The sequence below is a fragment of the Mycobacterium aquaticum genome (assembly GCF_002086485.1).
GTDB classification, from domain to species: Bacteria; Actinomycetota; Actinomycetes; order Mycobacteriales; family Mycobacteriaceae; genus Mycobacterium; species Mycobacterium aquaticum.
The window spans coordinates 49,133-63,781 of record NZ_MVHF01000010.1 but is presented as its reverse complement, the minus strand read 5'-3'; the positions used below and the strand labels follow the sequence as shown (position 1 = coordinate 63,781).

General features: G+C 64.4%; 12 protein-coding genes. 6 read left to right on the top strand and 6 right to left on the bottom strand.

The genetic code is table 11. From position 1 onward, the window contains the following. Nucleotides 1-53 precede the first annotated feature (53 nt). The 3 genes from BST13_RS12810 to BST13_RS12800 all read right to left on the bottom strand — a co-directional run bounded on the left by BST13_RS12810 (nt 54) and on the right by BST13_RS12800 (nt 4,125). Entirely contained in the window at nt 54-2,072 is a 2,019-nt protein-coding gene (locus tag BST13_RS12810; protein WP_142282784.1) for a multicopper oxidase family protein, read from the bottom strand. 834 nt (nt 2,073-2,906) lie between these two features. Next, on the bottom strand, nt 2,907-3,062 hold the full coding sequence (locus tag BST13_RS39725; protein ID WP_245839555.1) for an SDR family NAD(P)-dependent oxidoreductase: 156 nt from the start codon (nt 3,060-3,062) through the stop codon (nt 2,907-2,909). Nucleotides 3,063-3,144: 82 nt separating this feature from the next. Then, nucleotides 3,145-4,125, bottom strand: coding sequence for a hypothetical protein (locus tag BST13_RS12800; RefSeq protein ID WP_142282783.1), 981 nt, complete (start codon nt 4,123-4,125; stop codon nt 3,145-3,147). Nucleotides 4,126-5,454: 1,329 nt separating this feature from the next. On the opposite strand from BST13_RS12800, the gene BST13_RS12790 reads away from it, so the two are divergent. Both BST13_RS12790 and BST13_RS12785 read left to right on the top strand, forming a co-directional pair. Then, complete coding sequence (locus BST13_RS12790) at nt 5,455-6,867, top strand: ammonium transporter (RefSeq protein ID WP_083164328.1); 1,413 nt, start codon at nt 5,455-5,457, stop codon at nt 6,865-6,867. A gap of 4 nt (nt 6,868-6,871) precedes the next feature. Next, on the top strand, nt 6,872-7,210 hold the full coding sequence (locus BST13_RS12785; RefSeq protein WP_083164326.1) for a P-II family nitrogen regulator: 339 nt from the start codon (nt 6,872-6,874) through the stop codon (nt 7,208-7,210). A gap of 578 nt (nt 7,211-7,788) precedes the next feature. On the opposite strand, the gene BST13_RS40400 is transcribed toward BST13_RS12785, so the two are convergent. The 3 genes from BST13_RS40400 to BST13_RS12770 all read right to left on the bottom strand — a co-directional run bounded on the left by BST13_RS40400 (nt 7,789) and on the right by BST13_RS12770 (nt 9,087). After that, the gene (locus tag BST13_RS40400; protein WP_081812604.1) at nt 7,789-8,103 is read right to left on the bottom strand and encodes a winged helix-turn-helix transcriptional regulator; all 315 of its coding nucleotides are present in this window, start codon (nt 8,101-8,103) and stop codon (nt 7,789-7,791) included. Nucleotides 8,104-8,167: 64 nt separating this feature from the next. Continuing rightward, nucleotides 8,168-8,395, bottom strand: coding sequence for an FAD-dependent oxidoreductase (locus tag BST13_RS12775; protein WP_142282782.1), 228 nt, complete (start codon nt 8,393-8,395; stop codon nt 8,168-8,170). Further along, entirely contained in the window at nt 8,392-9,087 is a 696-nt protein-coding gene (locus tag BST13_RS12770) for a transporter (protein ID WP_083164324.1), read from the bottom strand. The genes BST13_RS12775 and BST13_RS12770 overlap by 4 nt, the downstream gene beginning before the upstream one ends. A 270-nt stretch (nt 9,088-9,357) precedes the next feature. Between BST13_RS12770 and BST13_RS12765 the strand changes: the two genes are divergently transcribed. The 4 genes from BST13_RS12765 to BST13_RS12750 are packed head-to-tail and all read left to right on the top strand — an operon-like array spanning nt 9,358 to nt 14,606. Continuing rightward, nucleotides 9,358-10,875, top strand: coding sequence for a flavin-containing monooxygenase (locus BST13_RS12765; protein WP_083164322.1), 1,518 nt, complete (start codon nt 9,358-9,360; stop codon nt 10,873-10,875). Then, the gene (locus BST13_RS12760) at nt 10,868-11,770 is read left to right on the top strand and encodes an alpha/beta fold hydrolase (protein ID WP_083164320.1); all 903 of its coding nucleotides are present in this window, start codon (nt 10,868-10,870) and stop codon (nt 11,768-11,770) included. Before BST13_RS12765 ends, BST13_RS12760 begins: the two co-directional genes overlap by 8 nt. After that, nucleotides 11,767-13,182, top strand: coding sequence for a flavin monoamine oxidase family protein (locus BST13_RS12755; RefSeq protein WP_095533522.1), 1,416 nt, complete (start codon nt 11,767-11,769; stop codon nt 13,180-13,182). Before BST13_RS12760 ends, BST13_RS12755 begins: the two co-directional genes overlap by 4 nt. Continuing rightward, entirely contained in the window at nt 13,179-14,606 is a 1,428-nt protein-coding gene (locus tag BST13_RS12750) for an APC family permease (protein ID WP_083164318.1), read from the top strand. Before BST13_RS12755 ends, BST13_RS12750 begins: the two co-directional genes overlap by 4 nt. Nucleotides 14,607-14,649 lie beyond the last annotated feature (43 nt).

Here is a 14,649-nt window from a genome sequence, read left to right as displayed (position 1 = left end):
GCGAGGGGCGGGTGCAACCCGGCCGATCGTCAGATCACCGATCGGCGGTGAGCTCACATCTGCATCGGTGTGCCGTCGTCCATGGGCACCACGGTCACGACGATCGGCCGCATCATCTGGGTGTCCTCGTGCTCGAGGACGTGGCAGTGGTAGACGTAGCGGCCTGGGACGTCGAACCTGATGGCCACGCTCACCACGTTGCCCGGGTCGACCCGGATGGTGTCTTTCCAACCGGTGATTTCCGCAGTGTCGTAGCTGCGACCCGGTTCCGGCAAGGGCAGCAGCGGGGCGGTGGCGGTCCGGGATGCCGGGTCGTAAATGTTGTTGCCCAGGGCGTCGGCATACGCGATCTGACCTGCCGCGGACCCCAGCGTCTGGAACTGGGACTGGTGGATGTGCAGCGGGTGAGTGTCACCTGTGGTGTTGACGAATCGGAAGACCTGCCACTGACCGAGTTGGGGTCGTATGCCGACGTGGTCGTCAAACGCAACCCGTGTCTCCGAAGATGTCTGGTCCCCGACCATCCACCCGTCGACGCGGTACTTCTTGGTTTCGGTGTCAGTGGGCAGCCGTAGGGCGATGTCGCCGTTGGCATCCTCGACAAGCTCCTGGACGTAGAGGTGCCCCGGCGGATCGGTTTCGGCCAACAGGATCAGGTGGTGCTCGTGTCCCTCGATTGAAATCTCGGGCGCGGCGTCATGGGCCGGGTGCGGGGTCAGACCGTGCACCGTGCGCCGGAATGCGGCGTTGAGCTCGACGCCGTCGAACGCGCCGGCCGGCTGATCCATGCCGCGCAACTCGGCGTCCGGATCGACGTCGAGGCGCAGCACCCACGGAAACGGATTGCGGCCAGGACGATCGCCCTTGTGCCACAGGCTGTTCAGCTGCGCAGCGGTCGGGACCTTTCCACCCCCGAACGGTGCCTCCGCGGAGTTGATCAAATACAGCTGTGTACCCGGGGCGAACCCGGACAGGTCGACCAGCACATCGAGCCGCTCGGCCGGAGCCAACGTCAGTGCCGACCTCGGGGCGACCGGGGCCGCCTTCCACAGCAGTCCGCCGTCGGAGCCGATGATCCGCAGTACATCGTGGTGCACTCTGACCTCTGGCGGTTGGTCCCCGGTCGACGAACGATCGACAGTCACCAAGTGCAGCCGGTAGGCACGGGCATTGGACCCGTTGAGCAGTCGCAGCCGGTAGGTGGCCGGCCGGAGCGAAAGCTGTGGCCACAGCTTTCCGTTCACCAAGGTAAGCGGCCCGAAAAACTCGCCGGTATCCGGAGTTGTCTTGTGCAGGAACCTGATCTGCCCGTCCACGGCGTCGATGTTGCGGTCCTGGATTATCGCCACGATCTCGCCTTCTTCGGGAGTGGTTGGCAGACCCAGGTCGCGTTCGGCCTGATCGCGCAGGATGTAGCCGCCGGCCAGACCCGAATACACGTGACAGCGGGTTCCGTTCATCGCGTGGTCGTGATACCACAGCAGCGCTCCGACCTTGCCCAGCGCGATGTCGACATTGTCGTAGGTGTTGGCATAGAACGAAACCTGTTGGCCGCCAGCGGGTATCATGTTCTCCGGCCAACCGTCAGCATCAGAGGCCGAATGCCCGCCGTGAAGATGCGTGCTGGTCCAACCCAAGGGCGCCAACGGCATCTTCTCGGGCACACCTCCCTCACTCCCGAGGTAATTCTGGACCGAGTCGTTGTCCCCGTCGGGATCATCGACGACGGCAGTGCTGAACGGCAGGGTTGGTACCGGCCGGTTCGGATCGCGCTGGTACAGACTGGCATCCAGACGATTCCGCCACGTCACGGTGGTGGCATTGCCGGCAGCGGCTTCCAGAAGTGGCCCGGGGGATGTCGCCCCGCCCGGCACGCCGTAGCCCCACGCCGCGATTTCGGGCAGGTCCGGATGGATCAGCGCGGTCGTCGCCGCGATGTCGATCGTGATCGCGTCGCCCATCTTGACGGGGTGTAGCACCGCCAAAGGGGTGACGAAGGGCCGCAACGGAGTTCCCGGATCCCATGGATTGTCCGGAGGATCGATCTGCTTGGAGAGCTTGGTTGCGTGCATCGGATGCCCATCCTTTTGCTCGTGCATCGTCCGGGTTATCGGACAGCTGTCCTGGCACAGTCCCCTCAGCAGCGCGAGCCATTCGTTGGCTGTGCATCGTCGTGACCGGTCGTGCTCAGGTGCCGGCCACTACGCGATAAGGGCAACTCTGACACCAGCGGACGTCGAGGCCATGCGTAGTGCACTACTCGAATTGGTGTCTGGGTTGTCAGCAGTCACTGTTTTCCCGAGGTACGAGATACGTAGTCGAGACGGACTACTCCACACGCACGGAGCGCTAATTCTCACAGCAACTACACAATGAATGAACAGATTTGAGTTCGCGGCAGGAAATGGGGTCCGCCATCATATCGGTCGGTTGACGGGCATGAGCTGCGAAAGCCGTTGCGGTCCTCGTGTCTGAGATGCAATCGATCGTAGAAGGATGAAATCGGTTGTGAGACACAACAACACATCTGTAGGTTCTCACGGGCACTGGCCATTAATCACAGCTCCGTCCTGGAGGATTCACCGTTTGTCTCACCGCGTGCCCATCCAATTAGTCTCGGGGTATTGACCACAGCGAAGCCGCGGGTTCGACGTGGTGGTGGCACCGGTTGAATTGTGGTGTCTACTGCCCGGATTCTCCGCTGATTCCCTGAGGCGACGCTCGGGCTGGAGAACAACTCTCCGAAGAACACTGCTCCGACCATTCTGCCGTGGCCGGATGTGGGCCGTGTCAGTGTGAAGTGGCGATTGATGTGGGCGGACAGGGACATTGGTGGTCCGGTCACGCTTCACGTGGTGGGAGACGGTGATGCCTCGACGACGGCCGCGCCGAGCCCTCGCGATGGTCTAACAGCTCGGTGTCCACCCGGCCTGGCTCGACGACGGACACACGCAGGTGATGTTTTGCGCGTACTCCTGCCGCAGCGCCTCGGTGAACGCGGTCACGCCGAACTTCGTCGCGTTGTAGCGCTCGGTGGTCGCGGCAGCGAAACGGCCGGCCACAGAAGAGATGTTTGGGCAGCGGAACCATACGCTCGCACCTGCAAGTGCCCTCCACGCTCGAGCACTGTCTAGCTTCACGGCGTCAGAACGGGGGTTTGGCGCGTTCATTTTGCCAGTGGTTGAACGCCGCCACCGATGCCACCCTCACACTGTGCTGGCACCCGACGGTCTCAGCAATCGCCGTACTCACGATCCTGCGGCTCGCGTCGCGGTTGAGGTACTCGGTACCCGCCTCCGTCGGGTCCCCAAGGACCACCACATCTTTCGTGACTGACATTGGCTTCCGTGCCATCAGTGCGCCCAACTGCTCGTCGCGCAAGTTCACTCGTTCGGCGATCTCGGACCACAGATCGAACACCGGCCCCCCGTAGCGGGAAGGGGGTATCTCATCGGATCCGAGTAGGTAGCTGGAGGTATGACCACCTGGGTCAGCCCCGAATGCCACGGCGCTGATGCGGTGCATGCGGGCTCGATGGGCCGCCCACTCCCATGGCGTTGCGTCCTCGGATGTCTCCAGGAAATGGCCGTGTCGAGCGACGCTAGCTGCTTCGGTCTCGGCGGTGTGCAATTGGATGATTGAGGACACCGTGGTCCCGTTCGAGTTGGGAAGGTGCTGTTCACACCAGTCTTCTAGTTCGTCACACGTTCCGTCGGGGTCGGACGCACCGTCGGGAAGATTTGTATCGATCCGTGGGGCAGCGTATTCAGGATCTGCGCAGTCATCGACAACGCACCACGGGCGTTCGACCGACTTGCGCCATGCGCGTATGGCAGGACCGAGTTCGGCGTTTTCCAATGGGTGCGTGCCGAGGTTCAAAGAATCGCCGTCGGCCTCAAACTCGAGTACGGCCGCCATGTCGTTCAAATAGCGGACGCGGTCCTCTAAGTCTTGCACTCGGTAGAAGACGTCGTCGGCGTTCCTGGGGTCAAGGAGCTTTACAACGTCATCGAAAAGCGCCAATGCGCCTTTCATAAGCGCGAGTCGCGCCAGACTCGCAAGAGTGTACCGGGTATCGGCTGGCCCAGGTGGAATATGCACTTGCTCTGAAGATGTGATGCCCATGCACGGCAGCCTTCCACCAGGCACCGACATCACGACCTTCTCACGCAATCACACGGTCCCGCTTTGGACATGGTCACATGAGCCGTTGGCGCGCCTGCCGTCGACGCGTCACGCGACGCATGCCCGCTGCTGCGGCTCGACCGCGGCGCCTGGCAACTCAATCAGCCGAGCACTGCGAACTACCCGGCGTGTCACCCTGGCAGGGCGCTGCCGCGAAACCTCGCTGGGCGTGCGCAGCACCTTCCCTCAACGGCTCCGATCGACGAGGTCGCGAGCATGCCAACTGGGCAGCGGTGCCCCTATTGTTGATCGATCGACTTCGCCGGACGAAGGAGCCGCCGACGGTCAACACAAGCAAGACCCCACCAACTGACCCGCTCACGCCTCGCGAGCGTCGTGCCATGTGGGTTGTGAGCGGCATTTTCGTCGTTGTGATTGCAGCGGGCGCGATGGTATGGGCCATCGCGAGCCATTCGTCGAGCCCTGTTCGGTCCGGCGAGATTTGCGTAACCGTCGCGATGGCAAGTTCGATGGGCGGCGGGATCGAGCACGCGTGCGGGGAGGCAGCGCGCGACTGGTGTCGCGCCGCTTCCGTCCAGCGTGACGTCCACGCGCAAGCAGTCCAGGCTCAGTGCCGAGTCGCAGGGATTCTGCCCAACGCGGCAACGCCGGCCAGTTAGTGTGGCTCGCGCTACCGTCATTGACCCAGATGTCGCTGCGGTCACCGGCTTTCACCGCACGGCTTGTGCTGACCCAGTCGGTGCGAACGACCTGAACTTCACCGCCCCGGGCGCCGGCGACAGCGCAGACCGCAGTCGCGGCCAGCGCTACCAGGACTGCGAACACGATCACGCACGCTTCGACCCGGTCGGTCCAGCCAAGCAGCGGCGGCCAAATGCGCGGCAGCTTCGGCAACGAAGCGAAAAGACGTACATGGCGACTCCTGCGGGCCTTTACCGGCAGGTGTGTCGACCACCCAAATTCTCATCCGCCTGGCCCACCGTTTTCAATAGTCCAAATGGCGAGACCAACGCATTTAACGGTCACTGGTCTGGACTGCTGTCTATCCAAGAAAAGCTCTGCGCGCCAACAGCCTCAGAAGCAACATGCCACCAGGACCTGAGTGCCCCAGTCCGGAATTCTGCGAATCTCCTGTCTAATCCCTGTATGGAATTCTGCGAATTAACCTTGAATTACCTGAGCTAAAGGCGTGAGCGGTTCGATCCGAAATCCAGATTTAACAATGAATCATCCAACAGAAACCCCTACGGCGTACAAATTTGGCCAGTCGCATGTGCCGACATCGCAGCGACCGAAGGGTGGACCCGGATGAACCCTTATCCCGATTGGCTTAACCCCGGAGACAACGCCTGGCAGCTGATGGCCGCAACTCTGGTCGGCCTGATGAGCATCCCGGGGATCGCGGTGCTGTACGGCGGCATCGTCCAGAAGAAGTGGGCCGTCAACACGATGTTGATGGCCTTCACGGGGTTTTCGCTGGTGCTGGTGGTGTGGGTGCTGTGGGGCTTCAACATGGGCTTCGGGGAGCCGATGAAGCTCGGCCCGGGCATCCTCGGGTCTTTCGTAGGCAATCCGCGCAGCATCCTGGGAACGGCTAGTCAGCAGCAGGCTGTCATCCCTCTACTCGACGGGGCGATGCCCAAATTCCACTTCTCCCAAAGCACGCTGGCGTACTTCCAATTCGTGTTCGCCGCAATCACCCCGTTGCTGTTTCTGGGCAGCGTGGTGGGCCGGATGAACTTCAAGGTGTGGCTGATCTTCGTGCCGCTGTGGTCAACGTTCGCCTACTCGATCAACGCCTTCCTGGTGTGGGGCGGCGGCTTCTGGGGGCAGGCGCACGCCGGCGCCAGCAGTCTCTTCAGCACTGGGGCGTTGGACTACTCCGGCGGCTACGTCATCCACCTGGCCGCCGGGGTCAGCGGGTTCGTCGCCGCAGCGGTGATCGGCCCGCGACTGAACCGCGATCGCGAGCGAGCGGTGCCCAACAACCTTCCGATGGCCGCCGTCGGCGCGGGCATCCTATGGCTGGGCTGGAACGGATTCAACGGCGGTGACCCCTACTTTTCCGGCACCAACGCATCCTTGGCGGTGCTCAACACCAACCTCGCCACCGCAGTGGCACTGTTGACCTGGGTGATCTGGGACATCTTCGCCAGCCGCGAGCGCAAACCCACCTTCTTGGGCGCCATCAACGGCATGATCGTCGGACTGGTCAGCATCACCCCCGCCGCCGGTTTCGTCAACAGCTTCGGCGCCATGCTCATCGGCGTGGTCGCGTCCTCCCTGGTATGGATGTCGTGGAACTGGCTGGGCCGCACCAAGTTATTCACCAGGGTCGACGACACCCTGGGCGTCGTGCATACCCATGGCGTGGCCGGTCTGGTCGGTGGCCTGCTGGTCGGCGTGCTGGCCGACCCGAAGGTCATCATCTATCTCGGCAACGGAAAGGACGTCAACGACGTCACCGCCGCCGGGTGGCTCTGGGGCGACCATCCGGCACAGATCCTGATCCAACTTTGCGCCGCGCTCACCATCATTGCGTGGGACGCCTTCATCACCTTCGCGATCCTGAAGGTTCTCGGCCTGTTCATGAAACTGCGTGCGCCGGAGGAGATCTTGGAACGGGGTGACATCGGCGCGCATCTCGAGGAGGCCTACCCTGACGAATCCGTTGTCAGCGGCCGACTCGATGGAATGAAGGTCGAAGGAGTGAAGGCCTGACGCCATGAAGCTCATAACCGCAGTCGTGCAGCCGTTTACGGTCACAGACATTCGGACCGCCGTGGACGAGGCCGGCGTGCACGGCCTAACCTTCTCCGAGGCCCAGGGGTATGGGCGCCAGAAGGGACACACCGAGGTGTACCGGGGTGCCGAGTACGAGGTCGGCTTCGTTCCGAAGGTACGCATCGACGTTGTGGTGGACGACGAACAGGTCGACGCCGTGGCCGCGGCCATCGTCGGCGCCGCGCGCACCGGCAAGATCGGCGACGGCAAGGTATGGGTCACGCCCGTCGAGTCGTTGGTCCGCGTGCGCACCGGCGAACGCGGACCCGAAGCCCTGTGACGGTAAGCGCCCAAGTTCCATGGTGAACGTTGTCCGCAACGATGTCATTTCTGCGTAACCTGCACGCTCTCAAGACTCGGCGGCATATCCAGCGGACCGCGACCAGCGCGAGTTCTTTACGATCCGCGCCTTATCGGCCGACTCATCAGTGCAGGTCGGCTAGGAATAAAACTAATTGGTCTAGTTCAACAACAAACGGGGTGTTGCTAATTTTCGCTGCATCTCGACAACAAGACAACTACAATGTAGGTTCTCAAATTTGACTGCATTTGGCCGCAGCTCTGACGTGCGAATATCGGATGGTCTCACGTGAACTGCACCGGGGTTTGTCTCACGAGGTGCTGCATTTCCTAGGCGCAAGCCCCGAACATACGATTTCCATGCCACTCGCGATAGCGCTAGTCAAACTCACCAGATGTCGATTGGTCACGGTGAGACATGAGCCTGGCTTGCGACAAGAAGCGGCAAGCATTGAGCCGCTGATTCAACCACGTCCGGTCTTGGCGACCGCTTGTTGGGTTACCGCGTACGCACATGTCGATTCAGTGGCCCAATTGGTCATTTGCGTCCTGGCCTGGCTAATCCGCTCGCGGTTGTCGCGCCGCTTCGATGACATGTACGTGGCTGTCGGCCCATGCGTGGAGTCCGTCGAGGCTGTCAACTAGGGACCGGCCCAGATTGGTCAGGCGGTAGTACACACGTTGCGGCGGAGGCCCTGTTCTCGGCGAGCGCTGTACCAAACCGTCGCGCACGAGATTGCGCAGTGTCGCGGACAGCATTTTGCGCGAAGCGCCGTTGATGCGCCGATACAGGTCTCCGTAACTGAGTTCCGTTGCACCGGAGAGGTGTTCGAATACTGCGGGCACCCACTTGTTGCTGATAATCGCCAACACAGCTTGCAACGCGCAGACATCGCGGACCGGCCTCGAACGGACATGACGCCCGGCAACGAACACCTCAGCGCACCGCGGTATCGAAGGGGCCGTATCCGCAGCACCCCGATTCGAGCAGGACCGTGTCGACGCCGCGCCCAGCCAGCCGCCGTGCGGTCGACAGGCCGGCCAGTCCACCGCCGATGACCGCGACCGAGCAGGTGAGATTCTCCTTCAGCGGCGGAGGGATGTCGGTCGGCGGGTCGATCCAGCCGGTGAAGGTGGTGTAGTCGGTGGTCGCGGTGCTGTTCATGCGGCTCCGGCTCCATGGACGCTGGTGGCTGAAAGGCGTTGTGCGGCAGCACCAGTGCGAGCGTCGAACGCCGTGTAGGCGCGGTAGATGACCAGCATGGTCAGGCCCCAGGTGGACAGGGCCAGGATGTAGAAGAGCGTGTGGTTGGCGTCGTCGCCCGGGATGTGCCAGAAGTCGTAGATCACGGCGACGACGACGTTGAGGGCCGTCGCGACACCGATCCAGGCGGCGTGTGCGCGCTCGCCGATGTTCCACAGGCGAAATGCGAAGTAGCACAGGAAACTTGAGGTCGCGAGCGCCGTCAACAGGAAGAACACCTTGCCGGGAGTGCCGATCTGGGCAGCGAATTCCGAGAGGAAGTACCCGAGCACCGCGGCCAGGGTGAACGCCCCGACCTCGACACGCAGTGACGGCCTGTATCCGTGGGTGAGCACCAGCAGACCCATGACCAGGATCAAAGTGAAACCGATAGAACGCGAGAACGCGTCGAGGAAGAATGCGATGCGGAACATCGGAGAATCCTGGCCGCCCTTGAGCAGACCGTACAGCAGGAAGTTCGACCCGGACACAGCCATGATGATCCATTCGAGGCCGATCAGGTAATTGTGATGGCGCCGAATGAATTTCGCGCCACAGATGAATCCGATGGCGATCATCCAGATGTCCGCCGCGGCGAAGAACATGTCGCGCATGGCAGCGCCTCCTTGGGTGTGACCGTGATCTCGTACGGTCCCCAGCGTGTCGAGGCGACTGCCGCCGCCGCTACGCCGACATGCACCTTCGTGTCGCCATGAGCGCGGCACAGTGCACCACCCGATCGTGCGATCCGCCCCTGTTCGGCGGCCGCGGTGCAATGTGCACCACACCGTCGCGAAGGAATGGGCACCGCGGCGTAGTGAACAACTGGCGGCGCCGGGCACCGTGGCATCACCCAAAGCGGAATCGATCGAAAGGCCCGGCCCATGAACGCATCGACACCCACCGTCGACGAGTACGACATCGTCGTCATCGGCGCCGGCATCTCCGGTATCGGCGCCGCGAAGTACATCACCGAGGCGTTCCCAGGCAAGCGGGTGGTGATCCTCGAGGGTCGCGCGAACATCGGCGGCACCTGGGACCTGTTCAAGTACCCCGGCATCCGTTCCGACAACGGCCTGCACACCTTCGGCTACGAGTTCAAGCCCTGGACCGACCCGGACGCCATCGCGGAGGCCCCGAAGATCGTCAACTACCTCCAGGAGACGCTTGAAGAGTTCGACCTGAACCGGCTGGTGCGGTTCGAGCACAGCGTGCAGCGCGCCTCGTGGTCGAGTGAGGACGCCCGCTGGACTCTCGACGTCACTACCCCAGACGGCGACCGGCGGATCAGCGCGAACTGGATCTTCGCCGGCACCGGCTACTACCGCTACGACGAGGGCTACACCCCGCAGTTCGAGGGCCGCGAGGACTTCCGGGGCGACATCCTGCACCCGCAGCACTGGCCCGAGGACTACGACTACAGCGGCAAGAAGGTCGTGGTCATCGGCAGCGGTGCCACCGCGGTCACGCTGATCCCGTCGATGCTGAACCACGCAGGTGCTGCGGCGCACGTCACCATGCTGCAGCGCACTCCGACGTACGTTATCCCCTGGGCGAAGGTCGATTCCGCAGCGCTGATGTTCACCAAGTGGTTCGGTGAGAAGCGCGGCTACGCGCTGACCCGGTTCGCCAACATCTGGATCGAACGAGGCATCGTCAAGGCCATGCGCGGATTCCCGAAGTTGGCACGCGCGGCCATCCGGCGCGTGAACATCGAATCCCTGCCGCAAGGATTCGACGTGGACACCCACTTCAACCCGCCGTACGACCCGTGGGATCAGCGCCTGTGCCTGTGCCCCGACGGCGACTTCTTCGAGGCGCTCAGTGACGGCAGCGCTTCGATCGTCACCGATAAGATCGAGCGGTTCACGGAGACCGGCATCGCGCTCGAATCGGGCGAGCACCTGGACGCCGACGTGATCGTCACCGCGACCGGCCTGAACATGCGCCTGCTCGGCGGCATCGAACTCGACGTCGATGGCGATCCGGTGCACCTACCGGACACCGTGGCTTACCGCGGAACCCTCCTGTCGGGAATCCCGAACCTCGCCATCGCGATCGGCTACACGACATCCCCGTGGACGCTGAAGATCAGCATCCTGTGCCGATACTTCTGCGCACTCGTGGCACACATGGACGCCTTCGGCTACGACAGCGTCCGCGTCGAGGCCGACCCGGCCATGGAGCGCCGGCCGATCGTTGACCTGAGTTCCGGCTACGCCCAGCGCGCGAAGGACATCATTCCGAAGCAGGGCACGGGCCTGTTCCAGATGTCCATGTCGTACCAGCAGGACGCCAAGATCCTCCGCGGTCCGCTGCTCGACGAGGCCCTGCACTTCTCGTCCCGTGCCGACGAACCGCACCGCTTGCCGGCGCCGGCGAATGAGGCGATCCATGCCTGAGCCGAAATCCGCAGACCGGTTCGTGACGCTCCCCGGCGGCACGCGGGTCTGCTTCCGCACCGACGGGCACGCCGGGGGAACACCGGTCCTGCTCATCGCCGGCCTCGGGGAGGACCTCACGACGTGGTCGCCGCGGTTCGTCTCCGCGCTGACCGCCACGGGATTCCTGGTGATCCGCATGGACAACCGCGACTCGGGCCGCTCGACCTTCGCCACGACGCCGCCGCCGAACACCCTTCGGCAACTGCTTTCCCGGCCGCGGCGCGACGCCTACACGCTGGCCGACATGGCGACCGACGCCGCGCAACTGATCGAGCACCTGGCCGTGGGCCCGACCCATGTGGTCGGCAGGTCGATGGGCGGCATGATCGCGCAGACGGTCGCGGCCCGGCACCCCGCCCTCACCGCCACGCTGACCTCGCTGTACTCGACCACCGGTGATCCGACGGTGGGGCAGCCCGCCGCGTCGACAAAAGCCCTGCTGGTGAGCCCCCCTCCGCGGAACCGGCTGCAGGCGGTCCGCGCGCACCTGCGGATGACTGCACACCTCGCCGGAACCGGTTACCCCATCGATGAGGCCGAGGAGGCCGCGCATGCCGTCGAAACCTGGAACCGCACCGCCGGCGACGGCGCCTCCGGGATGGCCCGGCAGATCCAGGCCATCCAGGCCTCCGGTGACCGGACAGCGGAACTGGCCACGATCACCGCGCCGACGCTGGTGATCAACGGCAACCGCGATCTCATCGTCGCACCGTCGGGCGGCGCGGCCACCGCGGCCGCGATCCGGCACGCACGGCACATCGTCATCCCCGGCATGGGCCACCACCTGCCCGATTCGCTCGCCCCGCGCATCGCCGACCACGTCATCGACCATCTCGAAAGGGCACTGATATGACCGAACAGAATCTGACCGCACAACACACCGTCGACGTCGCCATCATCGGCGCCGGCGTATCGGGTTTGACGGCGGCGCGGAGGCTGACTCAGGCCGGACGATCAGTGATCGTCCTGGAGGCCGGCGACCGCGTCGGCGGGCGCACCATGAACCTCGACGTCGGCCACGGCGTCATCACCGAAGGCGGCGGCCAATGGATCGGCCCCGGCCAGGACCGGATCTTCGCCCTGATCGACGAACTCGGGATCGACACGTTCAAAACCTACGTCGACGGCAAGTCGATCTATCACCGCAACGGCAAGTCCAAGCGATATGACGGCCTCATCCCGCCGGTCAATCCGCTGGTCCTCGCCGACTTCGCCCAGCTGCAGATGCGGCTGGACCGCATGGCGAAAACGGTACCCCTGGAGGCGCCGTGGACGGCCCGGCACGCGCGCAAATGGGACAGCACCACCATCGGGCACTGGCTCGACGCCAACGCGCTGACCGAGGACGCCAAGTTCATGCTCACTCTCGGCCTGGCGGTGACCAACGCCGAAGATTTGCACTGGACGTCGTTGTTGGTGCAGTTGGCGCGGATCAAGGGCGCCGGCGGCTTCGAACACATGGTGAACGTCACCGGCGGCGCGCAGGAGTCGCGGGTCGTCGGCGGGACGTTCCGCATCGCTCAGCGCATGGCCGACGACCTCGGGGCCGCGGTGGTGCTTGAGTCGCCCGTGACTGAGATCAGCCAGAACAGTGACGGCGTCACGGTTCGGTCCGCGCGCATCGATGTCCACGCTGACCGGGTGATTGTCGCCATGTCACCCGCCGATGCCTCCCGCATCAACTTCACACCGGACCTTCCGACCCGCCGGAGCATGTTGCAGCGCCGCTGGAGCAGTGGTTCGGAAAGCAAGCTCTTCGCCGTTTACGACAGGCCGTTCTGGCGGGAGCAGGGCCTCAACGGGCAAGCGGTCAGCGATTTGCCGGTCGCCAACTTCGTCATCGACAACTCGCCGCCGGACGCCAGCGTCGGCATCCTGCTGACCTTCATGGGCACCGCGGGATCGGGGTGTCTGCAGAGCTGGCCCGATGAACTGCTCGACAACCCTGACGCCCGGCGCGACGCCGTCCTTGCCGACCTGACCACACTGTTCGGCCCGCAAGCGGCCAAGCCGATCGCGTTCCTGGAAAAAGACTGGGCACACGAACCGTGGATCAATGGCTGTGTCGGCTCCCGCGCGCCAGGGTCGCTGACCCAGTACACCGACGCCGACCGCAGGCCGGTCGGCCGAATCCACTGGGCGGGCACCGAGACCGCGACCGTCAACCAGGGATACTTCGACGGCGCTGTCAGCGCCGCCGAGCGCGCCGCCGCTGAGGTACTTGACCGCCTGCGGGTCCCTAATCGACTCGGCGGATTGTCATGACCGACCAGCGCGCAGTCGCGGCGCAAGAGGCCGCCACCGGCCTGAACCGGACCCTCGGCGTCGCCCACATCGTGTTCATGGTCGTGGCGTTCGCCGCGCCGCTGACGGTGTTCGCGGGGCTGATCCCGCTGATGCTCGGCTCCGGCAACGGCATCGGGACGCCCGTCGACTTCGTGATCGTCGGCGTCGTGCTGGTGCTGTTCACCGTCGGCTACTCGGCGATGACCCCCGAGGTCCGCAACGCCGGCGCCTTCTACTCCTATGTGCAGCGCGGCCTCGGCACCGCGGCAGGCCTGGGCGCCGCCGCGCTGGCCCTGGTCACGTACTCGCTGCTCATCGTGTCCGTCGCGGCTTACCTCGGTGCCGCCGCGCGGAACGTGATCCACACGTTCGCCGGAGTCGCGGTGCCGTGGTGGATACTCGCAGCCGCCGGGCTCGCGGCGATCGGCTACCTGGGATACCGCAACGTCGAGGTCAGCGCGCGCGTACTGGGCGTGCTGCTCATCGCGGAGATCGGGATCGTCGCGCTGGTTGATGTCGCCATCGTGCTGCGCGGCGGAGCTGACGGGCTGTCGGCGCACCCGCTGACCTGGGACGCGTTCACCAGCGGCGCCACCGGCACCGGGATCATGTTCGCCGTCTTCGGCTTCGTCGGTTTCGAGGCCACCGCGGTCTTCCGGTCCGAGGCCAAGGATCCCGACCGCACGATCCCGCGCGCGACGTACACCGCCGTCGTCGTCATCGCCGCCATCTACACCGTCTCGTCCTGGGCGATGATCAACGGCCTCGGCGTCACGCGCACCGTCGAGGCCGCGGCAAACGATCCCGAAGGACTGGCAGCCGGGCTCGCGACCCGCTATGTGTCGCAGCTAGCCCACGACGCCGTGCAAGTGCTGCTGGTCTCGAGCTTCTTCGCATGTGTGCTCACCGCGCACAACGTGGTTTCCCGCTACCTGTTCGCCCTCGGCCGCCAGGGCGCGCTCCCGGTTCCGCTCGGCGCGGTGCATCCCGTGCACCGGTCGCCGCACGTGGCCTCGCTGCTGACCTCAGGAGTCATCGCGACGCTGGTCGCGGTCACGGCGATCCTCGGGCTCGACCCCGTCGTCCAGATCTATGCCTGGTTCGGCGGCGCCGGAACCCTCGGGCTGATCGTTCTGCTGGCCCTGACCTCCGCGGCGATCGTCGTGCACTTCCGCCAGCTCCGGACAGCGAGTACCTGGAGGGGCACCGTCGCCCCTGCCCTCGCACTCGCCGCCCTTGGCACCATCCTCGTGCTCGTCATCAGCAACTTCGAGCTCCTCATCGGCTCGCGCACCTGGGCGAATGTCTTCCTCGCGGTGATCACCGCCGCGTTCTCCGCCGGCCTCGCCTGGGCAGTCATGCTGCGCCGGCGTCGCCCCGATGTCTACCGCACCCTCGAATGACCTCGATCCCCGAAGCAGACCCCCAACGAAGAAAGGACGGACC